The organism is Micromonospora sp. NPDC048040 (genome assembly GCF_055587185.1).
Genome location: NZ_JBVJGT010000018.1, coordinates 1 through 18309 on the forward strand (window position 1 = coordinate 1; position 18309 = coordinate 18309).

Consider the following 18309-nt stretch of genomic DNA (forward strand, 5'->3'; position numbering starts at 1 on the left):
TAGTGACACGCCTGCTAGGCGTCCAAAGCCGTGTTTCCGCAGCTCAACCCCAAGATTCGTGTACTAGCCGACCAGCACATCTGTGGAACCCAGGCAGCACGAGAGGTGTCTTCTCGCCGGAAAGCGTGCAGCTGATCGCCCACGAGGTGCGTCACCATCCGCCGTCGAAGAAGGCCAGGAGTGCCGGCGCCGGGTCCGCTGCGGTGGTCGTGTTCGCCACAGCGACAACGATCACGACCAGCGACAACAACGCCGAGAGAACACCGAAGGACCCCAACACGCGCCTCGTCCGCCTGTCGGACGGCGCTGTCCTCGCAACCCTCTTCCACAACCCCACGCCCGTGCCGACGAGGACGACCGCCACGATCGCAGCAACCACGGCCATCGCCACGTGATATCGGGAGAAGTCGCTGATCATCACCTCGAGGGCCGGCGGGGTCCGGTCACCCGCGCTCAGGGAATCCGCCAGTCGCTGCCTGACCTGATCGAGCGTGTCGGCGAGCTCTCCGTCGGTTTCGCCGGCCGTCAACATCGGCAACAGCGAGGCGTAGGGCGCTACCGCACCCTGCACGTTGGCCATCACCATCGCCAACGAGAACAGCGCGAGCATCGTGACAAGAACGCCGCCCGACGTGAGGGCGGCCCTCCTTCCCGCCCCGATACCGCCGGCCCTCAGGAATGCCTTCCAGAGAAGAAGGCCGAGTGCGACGAGCACGATCAGCAAGATCGCAGCGATCACGGCCTTGGCCAGGTGGTAACGGAACCAGTAATCGACAACCCTCTGCATTCCCGGGGAAAGATCCCGGTCGCCGGAACGCCAGTACTTGACGAATTCTTCGCCCAGGGCTTCTACGAGGTCGCGCCTGTCGACGAAGCCGCCGCCCGACCCGCTCGCCGCCAGCGTGCGCGGGGCGACGACGAAGGCGGCGGTGAGGGCCACAGCGAGGGCGACGAGCATAGCGAGGATGCGACCGGAGATGCCTGCGGATCGCGACGGGGTTGCGGGACTGCGCAAGGAGATTCCTTCGGCTCGATCGAGTGTGTGTAGACGGCCCGGCCGCAGCCAGGAGGGCCGCCGCCACCATGAGTCGGTTACCGCGTCGGCGGTGAGCGGATCGTGTTCGGGATCGTTCGTGCGCGCCGGCGGGTTGTGATGCTGTCGTTCGTTCCGATCACCATCCCGCACCGGCGGTCGCCCGGTCACGGGGGTGCGCCGGACACTTGGAGGTGGGGCCTGCCCCACCTCTCAGGGCAGGGCGGGCGCAGAGAGTCGGCCGCGACCGGCGTCGGCCCCGCAGCCCACGCTCGGTCAGCCTGGCGTACGGCGCGCGGTGTGATGCCCGGCGCATCCCCCGCTGATCGCGCTCATCGGCCTGGGCGTCGGCGCGATCATCCGGCACGCCGCGGGCGTCATCTGTGCCCTGGTCGGCGTGCTGTTCGTGCTGCCGCTGCTGTCCGTTCCGGCACGCCCTCGATCCTGGACACGGCGCAGAAGTTCCTGCCCAACGCGATGCCGAACTCGCTGACCGCGGTCAAGCCAGTCGCGCACATGCCGTCGCCCGGCTGAGCTTCCGGCCTGCTGCGCCCGTATACGATGGACGCGCCAGCGGCCGGGGTTGGGCTCTCACCCGCCGTGATGCCTGAACCGCCACGGCAGCACCACGATGTCAGAACCGCTGCGCCAGAACAGGGAACAATGGGGCATGAACACGGTCCAGCGGGCCGGGCGACGAGTTACCGCCAGCGCACGTCGGCGCTGTGCATCCTGCTCTTCGAGGACCACAGCCGGACCGGCACCGGGTCACCTCCACCGGGCAGATGGTCGACCTGAAGGCGGATCGGCGTGCGCTCGACGGTGGGGAATCCGCCGTCGTGGTCGGTCCAGGCCGAGCGGTGGCGACCCGCGGGCGTCGGTGGCGGTCGGGCGTCAGGTTCGTCTTCCGTACGGGGCGTCGCACTGTCGTGGAGTCGCTGTACCTGCTCACCGCGCCGGTGACCGCCGTGGCCGGCCTGTTGCTGGTGCTCACTGGTCTGTGTATCGGAGCGGTCGGTCTGCTGCTGCCGGGCCGGTCGCCGGTCGTGGCCGGCGGTTTGGCGCTGGTGCGGTGGTTCGCCGACGTGGAACGGTGGCGGATCGCCAAGGTGCGTCCCCCGGCCGCCGGCGTGGAGGGTGTGGGCCAGCGGCGGAGACCGAAGAAGACAGCCGCCGCGTCCGGCCCGGGGCTGTGGCTCGGCGTGGCGCACGCGGTGGCGGTGCTCCCTGTCGCCCTGGTCACCTCGGTGGTGACGGTGCTGTGGTGGTTCGTCGGGCTCGGTGCCGGCACGTCCGCCCTGCGCAGCCCCTACTCCTCCGCGGGGCCCATGCGGCCGACGACCCTGACCGTGGGCAGCCCCCGGTCCCACATCGCCGTGACCCTGGGACTGACGTCGCCGACCGAGCGGCTCGCCTTCGGGACCGCGGTCGGCCTGCTGTTGCTGTTCACCCTGCCGCTGGTGACCCGGGCGTGCGTCGCCGCCCAGGCCGGACTGGGGCAGACGCTGCTGTCTGACGCGTCCGCGTTGCACCGCAGGATCAGCGGACTGGAGCGGGAGCGGGACACCGCCCGCGGACGGACCGTCGCCGCGGTGACGGCCGAGGCGACCGCGCTGCGCCGGCTCGAACGCGACATCCACGACGGGCCCCAGCAGCGGCTGGTCCGCCTGGCGATGGAACTGGGCCGCGCCCAGCACCACCTCGACAGCAGGCCGGAGGCCGTCCGCGCGGCGCTCGCCGACGCGATCGTCCAGACCGAGGAGGCGCTGGACGAGCTACGGGCCCTGTCGCGTGGCATCGCCCCGCCGATCCTCGTCGACCGTGGCCTGCGCGCGGCGCTCACCGCCCTGGCCGCGCGCTCGACCGTACCGGTTGAGCTCGATGCCGACCCCCTGAGCGACCGGCTGGACGCGGCGGTCGAGACGGCCGCGTATTTTGTGATCGCCGAGGCCCTGACCAACGTGGCCAAGCACAGCCGCGCCGCCCGGTGCGCGATCGGGCTGCGCCACAGTGAGGGAACCTTGCGGGTCTGGGTGACGGACGACGGGGTGGGCGGCGCCGCGCTGGACAAGGGACACGGGCTGCGCGGGTTGGAAGACCGGCTGCACGCGGTCGGCGGCCGGCTGTGGGTCACCAGTCCCTACGGCGGCCCGACGGCGATCACCGCGGAGCTGCCGTGCTGCTGAACCCGCACGAACCACCACCGGACCGCGCGGCCCGCGGTCCGCTGCGGATCGTCCTGGCCGACGACGCGGTACTGCTGCGTGAGGGCCTGGTCCGCCTGCTCGCCGAGGACGGTCACCAGGTGGTGGCCGCGATCGGTGATGGCCCGGCCCTGGTCGAGGCGGTGCTCAGACACCGCCCGGACGTGTCGATCGTCGATGTGCGGATGCCGCCGACCTATACGGACGAGGGCTTGCGCGCGGCGATCACCGCCCGCTCGCAGTTGCCCGGCGCCCCCATGCTGGTGCTCAGCCAGTATGTGGAGGCGTCCTACGCCGGCGATCTGCTCGCGGACGGTTCCGGTGCGGTCGGGTACCTGCTGAAGAACCGGGTCGCCAGGGTCGAGGAGTTCCTGGATGCCCTGGATCGCGTCGCCCGGGGCGCGACGGTGCTCGACCCGCAGGTCGTTGCGCAGTTGCTGGCCGGGCAGCGCCGGGACAACGCCCTGGGGGCGCTGACCACGCGTGAACGGCAACTCCTGGCGCTGATGGCCGAGGGTCATTCCAACACGGCCATCGCCGAGCGGCTGGTGGTCTCCGCCAGCACGGTGGAAAAGCACATCGGCAATGTTTTCGCCAAGCTCGGCCTGCCGCCTGACGACGCCCAGCACCGTCGGGTGCTCGCCGTCCTTGCCTACCTCAGGGCCTGACGGCGGCCCGTCCACACCCTCTCTCGGTGGGGCCTGCCCCACCGAGGACGCCGGCCGGGCCCGCGAGCGTCCCTCAGAGAGTGCTGCGGTACGGCGGCATGAACCGCAGTCGGGGCATCTGGTCAGCGAGCACTCCCCCATCGACGACCAGGTGGGTGCCGTTGATGTAACGGCCGGCCTCGGAGGCGAGCAACAGGAGCGCGCCGACGCAGTCGGCCGGCGTACCGTAGCCGCCCCGCAGGGGGATCCGCTCCTCCCAGGCTGCCTCGAACGCCTGCCGGTCCAGGGAGAACTCACCGTCGATCGGGGTGGCGATCATCCCGGGAGCGATCGTGTTGGCGGTGATGCCGTGCGGCCCCAGCTCGGCGGCGAGCGACCGGGTGAGTAGCTCGACGGCACCCTTGGATGCGTTGTAGTGGGCCAGCCCGGCCTCGGCCATCAGCCCGTTCTTCGAGGAGACGTTGACGATGCGGCCAGCCACCCCGTCGGCGATCATGTGCTCGGCGACGCGTTGCGCGAGGAAGAAGACGGCGTCCACGTTCACCCGCATCACCTCCCGCCAGTTGGCGACGGTGATCTCGTTGAAGTGCTCCAACCGGGCCACCCCGGCGTTGTTGACCAGGACGTGCACCGGCCCGTGGGCGCGCCGCAGGTCGTCCACCCAGGGTGCGATCGCCTCGGTGTCGGCCAGGTCGAAGGCGTACGGGTGGCAGGCGCGGCCGTGGTCGGCGACCGCGGCGGCGACCGCGCCGAGGTCGACGCCGGGCCGGTCGACGACCACGACGTCGGCGCCGGCGGCGGCGAGCCCGGTGGCGAAGGCCGCCCCGAGCCCGCGCGCCGCACCGGTCACCACGGCCAGCCGGCCGGACAGGTCGAAGGAGGACGGGACGATGGTCATGCCAACCCCAGCAGGTCGAGCGACGGGCGGTGGATGAGCTGCTCGATCTGCTCGGTGTCGAGCGGGTCGAGGCCGGGGATGCCGGGCACCCGACCCACCGCCCGCAGCCCCTCGATCGAGGCGTCGACGGTGGTGAAGGGATAGTCGCTGCCGAACAGCAACTTGTGCCACACCCCGTAGTCCTGGACGAGCCGGAGGCTGTGCCAGAGCTGGAAGGGTCGGTAGTGCAGCGCGGAGACGTCGGCGTAGACGTGCCGGTGCTTGCGGATGACCGCGATGCACTCCCCCTCGTACGGGTGGCCGAGGTGGGCCAGCACCATCCGCAGCTCCGGGTGGCGGATCGCCACCTCGTCGAGGTGCACCGGAAGGGCGAAGCGCAGGGGTGCGGTGGAGACGAAGGTGGTCCCGGTGTGCACGAGCAGCGGCAGTCCGTGCCGGACGGCGTAGGTGTACAGGTCGTCGTGGGCCGGGTCGGCGGGGTCGAACCCGGCGTACATCGGCATCAGCTTGATGCCGCGCAGGCCGAGGTCGCGGTGCCCGTGCTCCAGTTCGTCGCGCCAGCCGGGCTGGGTGGGGTCCAGGGCGAGGTAGCCGACGAGCCGGTCGGGCTGGGCGGCGACGTACGCGGCCACGGCGGCGTCGTCGACCCACAGCCCGGAGCGGCGGGCCTTGCCGCCGACCACGATCGTCTTCGTGTCCTCCGGTGCGGTGGCCGCGTACTCCGACCACCGCACCGTCAGGTCGACCTCGCCGCCGTGCGCCCGGGCCGCCTCGGCGGCGAACGGGTCGCCGACGTGGTCCGGGCAGTCGAACAGGTGCGAGTGCACGTCGACGATCATCGGCGGTCCCGTTTCTCCCAACCCTCGGCGAACATGTTCCAGAAGCCGTGGCTCGGCGGGTGCTCGACGAACACCTCGTCGACCAGCTCGACGCCGAGGCCGGGCGCGGTGGGCAGGTCGATGTGCCCGTCGACCACGGGCAGGGCACCGCGCACGGCGTCGAAGACGTACTCCTCCAACAGGCCGTCGAACGTCTCGAGGATCTTGAAGTTCGGCATCCCGAGGACGGCGTGCACCGAGGCGGTGGTGCACAGCGGCGAGTTGGAGTTGTGCGGGGCGACCACCATGGCGTGCTGGTCGGCGATGGCGGCGAGCTTGCGTACCTCGGTGAACCCGCCGGCCATGGACAGGTCGGGTTGGATGATGTCGACCGCGTCGGTGGCGAACAGCCGGGCGTACTCGTAACGGTTGTGGAAGTGCTCGCCGCCGGAGATCGGCATGGTGGCGCGGGCGCGCAGCTCGGCGTACCGCTCGATGTGGGTCCACGGCAGCGGTTCCTCGAACCAGCCGAGGTCGAACGGCTCCAGCTCCCGGACGAGCCGGGCGGCGGTGTGCATGGCGAAACGGGCGTGGCCCTCGACGAACAGCTCGGTCTCGGGCCCGACGGCCTCGCGGACGGCGGCGACGATGTCGACCGATCGGCGCAGCTCGGCGCGGGACAGCTCGCCGAGACCGGCGCCGAACGGGTCGAACTTCAGCGCGGTGTACCCCTTGGCGACGGTGGCGACGGCCCGTTCGGCGAAGGCGGCGGGCTCCCGGTCGCCGGTGTACCAGCCGTTGGCGTAGACCCGGACGCGGTCGCGACAGGCCCCGCCGGTCAGCCGGTACGCGGGCACGCCGAGGGCCTTGCCCATGATGTCGTAGAGGGCCTGGTCGACGCCGGAGACGACGATCCCGCCGACGTCGCCGCCGCGCAGGAAGTCGCCCTGGTACATGCGCAGCCAGATCTCCTCGACGTCGAACGGGTCGGCGCCGATCAGGTGCCGCCCGGCCATCGCCTCGGCGAGCTGGCAGGTCTCCCGGGCCCGGTACGGGTGGGTGATCTCGCCGACGCCGGAGAGCCCGGCGTCGGTGTGTACGCGTACGTAGGAGAAGTCCCGCCAGGCGGTGCCGAGGGTGAGGGTCTCCACCCGGCTGATCCGACCGGCCGGGCCGACCGGGCGTGTCTTGTCGACGGTCAGCATCACCGCCGCCCTCCCCCGGTGGGGGTCGCGCCGCCCATGGTGGCGGTGCCGGCCAGCTCGGTCACCCCGCCGGCGGCGAGGGTGTCGCGGACGGCCGCCCGGGTGGCGTCGACGAGGTGGTCGATGTCGGCGTCGGTGTGGGCGTACGAGATGTGGTTGCGCTTGAGGTTCAGCGGCAGCTCGAAGATGCCGTGCTCGGGCATCCGCCGACGGTAGCCGATGAACATGCCGGCATCGTTGCGCAGCAGGTCGTCGTAGCTGCGCGGCGCCGGGCCGGCCATGAAGTACGTCACGAAGACGGAGCCGTGGCCGGTGACCACGGCGGGGACGCCGAGGTCGGCGAGGACCTCGGTGATGCCGGCGCGGGCCCGCTCGCCGAGCCGGTAGACGTGCTCGTGCACGGGCTCGGCGCGCAGCTTGCCGAGGGTGGCGATGGCGGCGGCGACCACGGCCGGGTGGCCGTTGTAGGTGCCGGCGAAGAACGCGGGCGCGCCGGGGTGGGTACTGAACATGTCCATCAGGTCGGCCCGGCCGCCGAGGGCACCGATCGGGTAGCCGTTGGCGATGGCCTTGCCGAGGGTGGTCAGGTCCGGGGTGACGCCGCTGATCTTCTGCCAGCCGCCGAGGTCGTGCCGGAAGCCGGTGATCACCTCGTCGAAGACGAGCACGCTGCCGGCCCGGGTGCACTCCTCGCGCAGGGTGCGCAGGAACTCCTGGTCGGGCAGGAGGCAGCCGACGTTGTGCGGCACCGGCTCGACGATGACGGCGGCGATGTCGTCGCCGTGCGCGGCGAAGGCGGCCCGGACGGCGGCCACGTCGTTGAAGCGCAGCACGAGGGTGGCGTCGAGGACCTCGGGCAGGATGCCGGTGGAGATCGGGTCGGCCACGCCCACCTTGTCCGGGGCGGAGATGACGTTGAGGCTGACCGAGTCGTGCCAGCCGTGGTAGCAGCCCTGGAACTTGACCACCAGGCGCCGGCCGGTGGCGGCGCGGGCGACCCGCAGGGCGTGGAAGGTGGCCTCGCTGCCGGTGCTGGTGAGCAGCACCTTCTCGATGCTGGGCACCAGCTCGGCGAGGGTCTCGGCGAGCTGGACCTCGCCGTCGGTGACGGCCACGCCGCACAGGTCCAGCCGCCTGCCGGCCTCGGTGACGGCGGCGTTGACGTCGGGGTCGTTGTGGCCGAGCAGGGGTGGCCCGAAGGCCGCGTGGTAGTCGGTGTACTGGCGTCCGTCAGCGTCCCAGAAGTGCGCTCCGGAGGCCCGGGCGATCACCAGCTCGGTGAGGCCGGGGATGCTGCGCTGTCCGCTGTTGACGCCGCCGGGGATGACCCGACGCGCCCGCTCGGCGAGCGTGGCGCCGGTCGGGGCCGATCGTGAATTCACACCTTCTCCTCATCGGTGCGGCGCGGCGACCCAGCCCGGTCGCGGCGCCGCGGGGTGTCCGCCGCAGGAGGAACATTACGAAGTTTCGGAACACTGTTCGGCATTGCCAAACGCTGTTCGGCATACTAAGCACGCTTGTTCGCCACGGTCAACACGCCGGGATGCCGAATCTCGAACAGCTTTGTTACGCTGTTCGGCCGTGGCGAACAGCTCCGGCTTCCCCCTGCCCGAAAGAAGGACCATGACCACCACCGAAGACGGGGACAGCTCCCGCTACCTGGTGCGCAGCGTCAGCCGCGCGGCCGAGGTGCTGGAGGCGTTGTCCGCCGCCACCCCCGGCGAGGGGCTCAGCGTCACCGACGTCGCCCGCGTCTGCGGCCTGTCCAAGAGCGCCGCGTTCGCCACCCTGCACACCCTGTGCCACCACGGCCTGGCCGCCGACGACGGCGAGGGGATGAACCGGCGCTACCGGCTCGGGATGTCCCTGGCGCGCCTCGGCGTCCGCGCCCAGGAGCAGCTCTCGCTGCGCGACATCGCCCGCCCGGTGCTGACCCGGCTGACCCGCGACACCGGGCTCAGCTCCCGGCTGGCCGTCCCCGAGGGGGCGCACGCGGTCGTCGTCGACCAGGTCAGCAACGGCGAGCGGATCCAGATCGAGCTGCGGATGGGCACGCGCGAGCTGCCGCACTGCACCGGGCTGGGCAAGGCCCTGCTGGCCGAGATGACCCCGCCGCAGGTCGCCGAGCTGATCGGCCGCGTCGGGCTGCCCCGGCGCACCGACCACACCATCTGCGACCTGGACTCCCTGCTGGCCCACCTGGCCGACGTCCGCCGCGCCGGGTACGCCCTCGACGACGAGGAGGACGCCGAGGGGGTGTTCTGCATCGGCAGCGCCCTGCGCGACCACACCGGCGCGTGCTGCGGAGCCATCAGCGTGACCGGGCTGAAGCTCGGCCTACCCAGCTGGCGATACCAGGAGCTGGGACGACAGGTGCGCCAGGCCGCCGACGCCATCTCCGTCCGGCTCGGCCACGTCCCGGCGGAACAGACCCCTTGACAGCGGGTTCACCTGCTGTTTAACGTTCCGCCAGCGTCGCGGCCCGGCCGCGACCGTCTCGGGCGAACCAGCTGACTCCCGTCGTGCCGCAGCCCCGGCACCGGGCGTTCCGGTCAGCAGCTCCGCCGCCTGCGCGCCTCGCGCGTTTGCCCGACCTTCCCCCCGTCCTGTGGCGCCCCGCGGCGCCCACAGACCCCCAGCACCGCCGTCCGGCGCACCCGCCGGCCGGCGGGACCGCGAAGGTTGAGGCTCTCCATGGGTCTACTCGGCACGTCCTTTCCCACCCCCCACGACCAGGTCCTGCGCGTCGACACCGTCGCCGACCTGGCCGACCTCACCCCCGCCGCGCTGACGGCCCGCACGCTGGCACGGGTCGCCGGCTACCACACCCCCGGCGACGGCGGCGGCATGCTGCTGCGCTGGGACCCCACCAGCACCGCCGCCGGCAACGGCGGCACCGTGCACGACCCGTACCCGGGCGGGCGCGGTGACCGGCGCGGCCGGTGGTCGGCCGTGCACGACGGGGTCGGCGACTTCCGGATGTTCGGGATCTTCGGCCGGGACACCCCCGCCGACGCCGCGCTGGACGCGATGGTCGCCGACCCGGCGATCCGTCGGATCGAGGCCCACACCGACCTGCGCTTCGTCAAGCGGCACACCTTCGGCCGCAGCGACATCGAGCTGGACTTCGGCGGGCACACGGTGCACACCGACGGCATCGAGCGCAACACCCGCGACAACCCGTTCGGCGCGGTGCTCTACTTCCGGGGTGCGGTGACCGACACGACGGTCACCCACACCCTCACCGAGACCGTGCCCGAGCTGACCGACGTGTTCCCGGTGCCCGACTCGGGGCGCTTCACCGTCGGCCAGTGGTGGACCGCCACCAGCAATGCCCTCACCGGCGCCGACGAGCGCGAACTACAGAAGATGGTCCAGGTCACCGGGATCGTCGACGGCACCCACATCCGGGTGGGCTACCTCAACGGCTGGACGCTGGAGCCCGGACGCACGATCACCTGGCGGCGGGTCGAGCCGGTCCAGCGCGCCCACGTACGCAACATGGTCTTCCTCGGCCACGTCGCCTTCACCGGCGAGTACCCCGGGTCCGGGCCGGACGACCGCGAGTACAGCGGCTCCCACCCGGTCGCCTACGAGTACGCGGTGCGCTGCGACGTGTCCGGCATCGACGCCACCGGCACCTGGTGGCCGGTGATCATGCGCCGCTGGTGCACCCACTTCACCACCGCCAACTGCACCCTGAAGAACCCGCCGACCGTGATGTACGGCGGCGCCGGCTACCTCACCCAGCAGATCTACTGCCTGTACGGGCACGTCGTGGACTGCCGCAGCTCCAACGCCCGGCACCTCAACGACCTCACCGCCTCGGCGTACTGCACGGTGGAGAACTGCCACGGCGACGGCGACGACGCCGGAGGCAACCCGTTCACCACCCACGGCCAGTACGAGCACGACCTCGTCTTCACCGGCAACTCCGGCCTGATGGACATCGCCAACAGCGGTGGCCAGTGGGGCATCAGCGCCAAGCGGATCACCGTCCGCCGGCACGTCTGCTCCTGGTTCGTCGCCGGCACCAAGATCACCGACCTGACCCTGGAGGACGTGCGGGTCGTCGCCCGCTCCACCTTCGACCCGGCCGGCACGCTCCAGGTCAACGCCGACGGCGCGCAGCTACGCGGCTGTTCGGCGCGGACGCTGAGCATCGCCCAGCGCTCGACCCGCTCCCGCCGGCCCACGGTCATCGCCGACTGCGACTTCGACCAGCCCGCCGGCACGGTGATCGTGCAGACCCCGGTGAGCAACCCGGTGCACTTCGTCCGAACCACCTTCCGCGGCCTGGACGGCGCGATCATGCGCGGCGCCGGCCCCGTCCACTTCACCGACTGCACCCTGACCGGGGCGCCGGGCGCGGCACCGCTGCTGATCGGCGCGGCCGAGGTGGTGGTACGCGGCGGCACCCTGACCGACACCGGCATCGAGCTGTCCGCCGTCCGCGACCAGCGCCTCGTCGTCGACGGCGGTGCGGTGGTCACCGGCAGCAACGCCCGCCGGGCGCTGCTGACCCGGGCCGCCGGCACCGGCGCGGTCCGGATCGAGCTGGGCGACTACCGCAGCGCGGCGGCCGACGCGGAGACCGCGCACGTGCGCATCGACACCGGCGTCAACCGGTACCGGGCCGTCGGCGCCCGCTTCTCCGGCGGGCGGCTGGCGCTCGCCGACGCGGCCTTCGGCGCCGCCTCCACCCTGCTGCACACCGGGTGCGTCGAGGAGGGGGTCGCCCGCGAACTGCCCGCCGACTCCGCCCGCGTCGCCACCGGCGACAACCTCACCCTCTGATCGCCTCGCCCCCCCCCCTGGAAGAGGAGACACCCCCATGGACCGTTCCGAACCGACCTCCCGCCGCACCCTGCTGCGCGCCACCGGGGTCGGCGGGCTCGCCCTAGCCGGCGCCGCCCTCACCCTCGCCCCCGCGACCGCCGCGTCCGCCGCCCCCGAGCCCGACAGCACGGCGAACCCCCTGGCCCCCGGCCTCGACGCGGTCCTGCACGTCGGCACCGTCGCCGCCCTGCTCAGCCTGAATCCCGGCACCCTGCACGACGGGCGGGTCGTGCACGTCGACGGGCACTACGCCGCCGGCGACGGCGGCGCCCGTTTCGTCCGCTGGAACGCGGCCAGCACCGCCGCGGGCAACGGCGGCACCGTGCTCGACCCGCACGGCGACCGGCCCGGCCCCGGACGCTGGCTCCAGCTGCACGACGGCGTCGTCGAGTTCCGGCACTTCGGCATCTTCGACGCGAAGACCCCCGCCGACGCCGCGTTGGACGCCATGGTGAACGACCCGTCGGTGCACCGCATCGAGGCCCACTCCGACCTGCACTTCGTCAAGCGGCACCGGTTCACCCGCAGCGACCTCGTGCTCGACTTCGGCGGGCACACCATGTCCACCGACGGGATCGAGGACGCCGGCCGCGACGACCCGTTCGCCGCCGTGTTGTTCTTCCGTGGCACGGTCACCGACGAGGTGCGCACCCACACCCTGACCGAGCCGGTCCGGGAGGGCTGGGACTCCTTCCAGGTCGCCGACTCCGGCGCGTTCGCCGTCGGCCAGTGGTACGCCGTCGAGGTCAACCAGCTCGCCGGCCGCTGGGAGAAGGAGCTGCAGAAGCTCGTCCAGGTCACCCAGATCGTCGACGGCACCCACATCCGGGTCAACTACAAGAACGGCTGGGAGCTGGCCCCCGGACGCACCCTCACCTGGACCCGGGTCGAGCCGGTCAGCCGGGTGCACGTACGCGACCTGGTGTTCACCGGCAACGGTGGCGACCAGTACACCGGCTCCCACCCGATCGCCTACGAGTACGCCGTGCACTGCGACGTCGCCGACGTCGACGCCACCGGCACGTTCTGGCCGGTGATCATGCGCCGCTGGTGCACGTACTTCCACACCACCCGGTGCACCCTGAAGAACCCCACCTCGGTCACCTGGGGCGGCGCGGGCTACCTGACCCAGCAGATCTACTGCCTGTACGGGCACGTCGAGGACTGCCGCACCTCCAACGCCCGGCACCTCAACGACTGGACCGCCTCGGCGTACTGCTACGTCACCAACTGTCACGGCGACGGCGACGACCAGGGTCCCTTCGTCACCCACGGCCAGTACGAGCACGACCTCGTCTACACCGGCAACTCCGGGCTGATGACCTTCGCCAACTCCGGAGCGGCCTGGGGCTCGGTGGCCAAGCGGATCACCGTGCGCAAGCACGTCTGCTCCTGGTTCGTGGCCCGGGTGAAGGTCACCGACCTGACCCTCGAGGACGTGCAGGTCATCCGCAAGGCCGGGCTGGCCGGCTCCGGGATGATGTGGGTCAACGCCGACGGCGTGCAACTGCGCGGCTGCTCCGCCGACGACACGCTGATCATCTCCCAGCAGTCCACCCGGTCGCAGCGGCCGAACGTCATCGAGGGCTGCTCCTTCACCCTCGCCACCGCCGGCACCGACGTGGTGCAGGCCAGCGTCACCACCCCGGTGCACCTGGTCCGCACCACGCTCCGGGGGGTCAACGGCCACACCTTCAGCGGCACCGGGCGGCTGCACCTGACCGACGTGACGTTCGTCGGCGCCCCCGACGCCGCGCCGGTCACCGTGAAGTCCGCCGACCTGCGCCTCTCCGGCGGCACGTTCACCGACACCGGCATCCGCCTCGCCGGCGCCGCCGACCAGCGGATCAGCGTCGGATCCGGGGCGCTGTTCAGCGGGACGAACGCGGCGAAGGCGCTGCTGTCCCGCGCCGCGGCGACCGGCGTCGTGCGGTGGGAACTGGGCGGCTACCGCAGCAGCACCGTCGACGCCGGCACCGCCCACGTCAGCGTCGACGCCGGCACCAACCGGTACTCCGCCGTCGGGGCGCAGTTCACCGGCGGGAAGCTGCGGCTGGCCGACGCCGGCTTCGGCGAGGGGTCGTACCTGCACCACACCGGGTGCGTCGAGGAGGGCGTGGCCCGGGAGCTGCCCGCCGCATCGCCCCGGGTGCGCGACGCCGGAAACCTGACGGTCTGAACGCGGCGACGGCGAGCGAGAGAGAAGGCGAGGAACAGGTGGAACAGCAGGACCGGCCGGTGCGGGTGGCGCTGGTGGGCGCCGGAAACCGGGGACAGACGTACGCCCGGTGGGTGGCCGCCAACCCCGCACGCGCGCGGCTCGTCGCGGTCGCCGACCCGCGCCCCCACCAGCGGGGGCTGATCAGCGCCGCCCACCCCGGCGCGGCGGAGTACGCCGACTGGCGGGACCTGCTGGCGGCGGACGCGCCGGCCGACGCGGTCGTCGTGGCCACCCAGGACCGGATGCACGTGGAGCCGGCCGTCGCGTTCGCCAAGGCGGGCCGGCACCTGCTGGTGGAGAAACCGCTCGCGCCGACGGCGGACCAGTGCCGGGAGATCGTCGACGCGGTCCGCGCCACCGGGGTGCTGTTCGCCGTCTGCCACGTGCTGCGCTACACCCCCTACACCGACCTGGTGAAGCGGGTGGTCGACAGCGGGGTGCTGGGCGAGATCGTCAGCGTCCAGCACCTCGAACCGGTCGGCTGGTGGCACTACGCCCACTCCTACGTGCGCGGCCCGTGGCGGCGGGAGGACCTGGCCACCCCGATGCTGCTGGCCAAGTCCAGCCACGACCTGGACTGGCTCGGCTACGTCACCGGCCGGCGCATCGAACGCGTCGCCAGCTTCGGCGGGCTGCGCCACTTCCGGCCCGACCAGGCCCCGGCCGGCGCCGCGCAGCGGTGCCTGGACTGCCCGGTCGAGCCGGACTGCCCGTACTCGGCGCCGAAGCTGTACCTGCCGGTGCTGCGTAAGCACGGGCCGATCTGGCCGGTCAGCGTGGTCACCGACGGCACCGACGAGGCCGCGCTGGTCGAGGCGCTGCGCACCGGCCCGTACGGGCGCTGCGTCTACGCCGGCGACAACGACGTCGTCGACCACCAGGTCGTGGCGATGGAGCTGACCGGCGGGGTCACCGCCACCTTCACCATGGCCGCCTTCACCGAACAGACCCACCGCCAGACCCAACTGTTCGGCACCCACGGCTCGCTCTCCGGCGACGGCGAGCGGGTCCGGGTGCACGACTTCCGCACCGACCGGATCGAGGTCCTCGACGCCGGCACGGTCGGCGGGTCCACCGCCGCCGACGACCACGGCGGCGGCGACACCGGGCTGATGGACGCCTTCGTCCGCGCCGTCGCCACCGGCGACGGCCGGCACATCCGGTCCGGACTGGACGAGACCCTCGCCAGCCACCTCGCGGTCTTCGCCGCCGAGGCGGCCCGGCACACCGGCACGGTCGTCACCGTGCCCGCGCAGTGAACCCTTCAGAGAGGAACGGACAGATGCGAGTTCGCAGGTTCGCGCCGGTCGCTGTCGCCGCGCTGGCGGCCGGGCTGCTCACCGCGTGCGGCGGCGGATCCGACGCCGGCGGCGACAAGCAGAACGTCACCATGTGGATCTACCCGGTGATCCCCGACGAGGCCACCCACCGGGGCTTCTGGGACAAGCAGGTCGCCGCGTTCGAGGCCGACCACCCGAACGTCGACGTGAAGGTCGAGATCTTCCCGTGGGCCAAGCGGGAGGAGTCGCTGACCGCCGCGATCGCCGGCGGCAAGGGCCCCGACGTGGTCTACCTGATCCCCGACCAGCTCGGGAAGTTCGGCAAGATGATCGAACCGGTCGACGAGTACCTGCCGGCCGACGCAAAGGCCGACTACCTGGACAACCTCCGCGAGGCGGTCACCCAGGACGGCAAGATGCTCGGCGCGCCCATCCTCACCAGCGCCAACCCGCTGATGTGCAACGCGAAGGTGTTCGCCGCCGCCGGCGTCACCAACTACCCGAGGACCTGGGCGGACCTGCTCGCCCTCGCGCCGACGTTCAAGGCCAAGGGCTTCGACGTGACCAACTACTACGCCGACCCGAACGCCACCCTGAACCAGTCCTTCTACCCCCTGCTGTGGCAGGCCGGCGGTGACGTGTTCGGCGCCGACGGCAAGTCGGTGGCGTTCGACGGCCCCGAGGGCGTCAAGGCGCTGACCTTCCTCAAGCAGCTCGTCGACGGCGGCTACGTGGAGAAGGACCTGCTCACCAACATCCCCGCCTTCGAGCAGACCAACGTCGCCAAGAACAAGGTGGCCTGCACCTGGCAGCACGTCCCGGCCGACGTCGAGACGTTCTGGGGCAAGGAGAACATCAAGATCTTCCCGCCGCTGACCGACGTCAGGAGCGTCGGCTACGGCGCGGTGGGCAGCCTGTCGATGCTCAAGGGCAGCAAGGCCAAGAAGGCCGCCGGCGAGTGGATCACCTTCGCCACCCAGCCGTCCGTGGCCACCGCGTACGACACGGCGGGCGGCTACTTCTCCACGAAGAAGTCCGCCGGCTCGCTCTACGCCCAGGACCCGGTCAACGGCGAGCTGGAAAAGACCCTGCCGAGCATGACCGTCGGCTCGCTGAACGAGAAGAGCCGCGAGGTGATGGGCGTGCTCGGCCCCGAGATCCAGGCCGCGCTGATCGGCAAGAAGACCCCCGAGCAGGCCCTCGCCGACGCGGCCAAGGCCGCCGACGCGCTGCTCTGACCCACACCGGCCCCGCCGTCGCCGCGTCGCGGCGGCGGGCCGGGCACCACCAGACCGGCCACGTCGGCCGGTCGTACCCGCGAAGAGGATGGCGAGATGGCCGTACCTGCTCAGCTGCCGGCCCGCAGGGCCCGGCGGGTGATCGCCCGGCGCGAGGCACGATGGGGTCTGCTCTTCGTCCTCCCCGCGTTCCTGCTGTTCCTGGCGTTCCGCTTCGGCCCGGCCATCGCCGGGCTGGTGCTCGGCTTCATGGAGTACACGATCGGCGGCGACGCCGAGTGGACCGGGCTGGACAACGCCCGCCACCTGGTCAACGACCCGGTGTTCTGGCAGTCGCTGCGGGTCACCGTCGCCTACACCCTGCTGTACGTGCCGCTGACCGTGGCCGTGTCGGTCGGGCTGGCGCTGCTGGTCCGGCGCGGCTTCCGCGGCGTCGGCTTCTTCCGGTCGGTGTTCTTCCTGCCGGTGGTCACCAGCCTGGTCCTCGTCGCCACCGTCTTCTCCTGGGTGTTCTCCTCCGACGGCCCGTGGTCGCGGATCATGGGCTGGCTCGGCCTGCCCGACGACTCGTGGCTGGCCTCCAGCACGCTGGTGGTGCCGGCGCTGGCGCTGGTCGGCGTCTGGTCACACTTCGGGTACGGCATGCTGATCGTGCTGGCCCGGCTCCAGGACCTGCCCCGCGAGCAGGAGGAGGCGGCGCTCACCGACGGCGCCGGCCCGTGGCAGCGGTTCCGCTGGATCGTGCTGCCCCAGCTCAAGCCGGTCCTGTTCTTCCTGCTGGTGATCGAGACCACCGCCTCCTTCCAGGTCTTCGACCTCGTGTACGCGATGACCGGCGGCGGCCCGGCCCGCGCCAGCTACACCCTCGTCATGGCCCTGTACGACCAGGGCTTCAAGTACTTCGACCTCGGCTACGCCAGCGCGATCGGGGTGGCCCTGTTCGTGATGACCCTGGTCGTCGCCCTGGTCCAGCGGCTGGCCCTCGGGAGGAACAAGTGACCGCCACGAGCACCGCCCCCACGCCCGCGCCCACCACGCCACCCCCGCCGGCGATGCGGCGGCGTCGGTCGTACCGGGCGTTGCAGCCCGGACCGGCCGGCACCGCGCTGCGGTACGTGCTGCTCGCCGTCGCCAGCGTGGTCACCCTGTTCCCGTTCTACGCGATGGTCGTGTTGAGCCTGAAGCCGACCGCTGCCGTCGAGTTCCCCGGCAGCCTGCTGCCCTGGCCGATCGACCTCGACGCGTACGCCACCGTGCTCGACTCGCGGAGCATCCTGCGGTGGCTGCTGAACACCACGATCTACTCGGTGGTCAGCGTCGTCGCGGTGCTCCTGCTCGCCGCGATGGCCGGGTACGCGTTCGCGAAGAAGCGATTCCCCGGCCGGGAGACGATGTTCTGGTCGTTCCTGGCGATGGTGATGGTGCCCTACCACGTCACCCTCATCCCGACCTTCATCCTGATCGCGAAGGTCGGCGGGGTGGACACCTACTGGGGGCTGATCCTGCCGACGCTCGCGAACGCGCAGGCGGTCTTCCTGATGCGGCAGTTCATCCAGGGCCTGCCGGACGAACTGTTCGAGGCGGCGCGCATCGACGGCGCGTCGGAGTGGCGGATGTTCGTGCAGATCGTGCTGCCGCTGTGCAAGCCGATCCTGGCCACCCTCGGCGTGTTCGTCTTCCTGTGGCACTGGAACGACCTGCTCTGGCCGCTGATCATCGGGCAGAGCGGGGACATGCGCACGCTCACCGTCGGCATCGCCTCCCTCCAGCAGGAGAACGTGCCGCTCAACGTCATGCTCGCCGGCTCGGTCGTCGCGTTCGTGCCGATCTTCGCCGCGTACCTCGTCGGCCAGCGGTACTTCACCGAGGGCGTCACGATGTCCGGAATCAAGGGATGAGAAGACC

At 71.7% G+C, this 18309-nt stretch carries 14 protein-coding genes; 9 read left to right on the forward strand and 5 right to left on the reverse strand.

Annotated elements, in window-relative coordinates; genetic code table 11:
- Positions 1-151 precede the first annotated feature (151 nt).
- Positions 152-958, reverse strand: a complete 807-nt coding sequence (locus tag ACZ6O2_RS18770; protein ID WP_466023681.1) for a hypothetical protein — start codon at positions 956-958, stop codon at positions 152-154.
- 1004 nt (positions 959-1962) lie between these two features.
- Here ACZ6O2_RS18770 and ACZ6O2_RS18775 point away from each other — a divergent pair.
- Together ACZ6O2_RS18775 and ACZ6O2_RS18780 are read left to right on the forward strand one after the other, a co-directional pair.
- Positions 1963-3219 (forward strand): sensor histidine kinase, encoded by a 1257-nt coding sequence (locus ACZ6O2_RS18775; RefSeq protein WP_466023682.1) that lies wholly within the window; start codon positions 1963-1965, stop codon positions 3217-3219.
- A gap of 41 nt (positions 3220-3260) precedes the next feature.
- Positions 3261-3905 carry a LuxR C-terminal-related transcriptional regulator gene (locus tag ACZ6O2_RS18780; protein WP_466023766.1) on the forward strand — a complete coding sequence of 215 codons (645 nt, stop codon included), beginning with the start codon at positions 3261-3263 and terminating at the stop codon, positions 3903-3905.
- 73 nt (positions 3906-3978) lie between these two features.
- Here the strand turns inward: ACZ6O2_RS18780 and ACZ6O2_RS18785 are convergent, their stop codons facing one another.
- From ACZ6O2_RS18785 to ACZ6O2_RS18800, 4 genes are read right to left on the reverse strand one after another with little or no spacing between them, the layout of a single operon-like run.
- Positions 3979-4803 (reverse strand): SDR family NAD(P)-dependent oxidoreductase, encoded by an 825-nt coding sequence (locus tag ACZ6O2_RS18785; RefSeq protein WP_466023683.1) that lies wholly within the window; start codon positions 4801-4803, stop codon positions 3979-3981.
- Positions 4800-5642, reverse strand: coding sequence for an amidohydrolase family protein (locus ACZ6O2_RS18790; RefSeq protein ID WP_466023684.1), 843 nt, complete (start codon positions 5640-5642; stop codon positions 4800-4802). Before ACZ6O2_RS18790 ends, ACZ6O2_RS18785 begins: the two co-directional genes overlap by 4 nt.
- Positions 5639-6826 (reverse strand): mandelate racemase/muconate lactonizing enzyme family protein, encoded by a 1188-nt coding sequence (locus tag ACZ6O2_RS18795; protein ID WP_466023767.1) that lies wholly within the window; start codon positions 6824-6826, stop codon positions 5639-5641. Before ACZ6O2_RS18795 ends, ACZ6O2_RS18790 begins: the two co-directional genes overlap by 4 nt.
- Positions 6826-8208: an aspartate aminotransferase family protein gene (locus ACZ6O2_RS18800; RefSeq protein WP_350705935.1), complete on the reverse strand. Its 1383-nt coding sequence runs from the start codon at positions 8206-8208 to the stop codon at positions 6826-6828. The genes ACZ6O2_RS18795 and ACZ6O2_RS18800 overlap by 1 nt, the downstream gene beginning before the upstream one ends.
- A 241-nt stretch (positions 8209-8449) precedes the next feature.
- Here ACZ6O2_RS18800 and ACZ6O2_RS18805 point away from each other — a divergent pair, with 241 nt between their 5' ends.
- From ACZ6O2_RS18805 to ACZ6O2_RS18835, 7 genes are all read left to right on the forward strand, one after another.
- Positions 8450-9265, forward strand: a complete 816-nt coding sequence (locus tag ACZ6O2_RS18805) for an IclR family transcriptional regulator (RefSeq protein ID WP_466023685.1) — start codon at positions 8450-8452, stop codon at positions 9263-9265.
- A 255-nt stretch (positions 9266-9520) separates the two neighbouring features.
- Positions 9521-11623, forward strand: a complete 2103-nt coding sequence (locus ACZ6O2_RS18810) for a hypothetical protein (RefSeq protein WP_466023686.1) — start codon at positions 9521-9523, stop codon at positions 11621-11623.
- Positions 11624-11660: 37 nt separating this feature from the next.
- Positions 11661-13844, forward strand: coding sequence for a hypothetical protein (locus tag ACZ6O2_RS18815; RefSeq protein ID WP_466023687.1), 2184 nt, complete (start codon positions 11661-11663; stop codon positions 13842-13844).
- Positions 13845-13882: 38 nt separating this feature from the next.
- The gene (locus tag ACZ6O2_RS18820) at positions 13883-15145 is read left to right on the forward strand and encodes a Gfo/Idh/MocA family protein (protein ID WP_466023688.1); all 1263 of its coding nucleotides are present in this window, start codon (positions 13883-13885) and stop codon (positions 15143-15145) included.
- 23 nt (positions 15146-15168) lie between these two features.
- A complete protein-coding gene (locus ACZ6O2_RS18825; RefSeq protein ID WP_466023689.1) occupies positions 15169-16404 on the forward strand; it encodes an ABC transporter substrate-binding protein in 1236 nt (411 codons plus the stop codon).
- A gap of 96 nt (positions 16405-16500) precedes the next feature.
- The gene (locus ACZ6O2_RS18830; protein WP_466023690.1) at positions 16501-17403 is read left to right on the forward strand and encodes a carbohydrate ABC transporter permease; all 903 of its coding nucleotides are present in this window, start codon (positions 16501-16503) and stop codon (positions 17401-17403) included.
- On the forward strand, positions 17400-18302 hold the full coding sequence (locus ACZ6O2_RS18835) for a carbohydrate ABC transporter permease (RefSeq protein WP_466023691.1): 903 nt from the start codon (positions 17400-17402) through the stop codon (positions 18300-18302). Before ACZ6O2_RS18830 ends, ACZ6O2_RS18835 begins: the two co-directional genes overlap by 4 nt.
- Positions 18303-18309 lie beyond the last annotated feature (7 nt).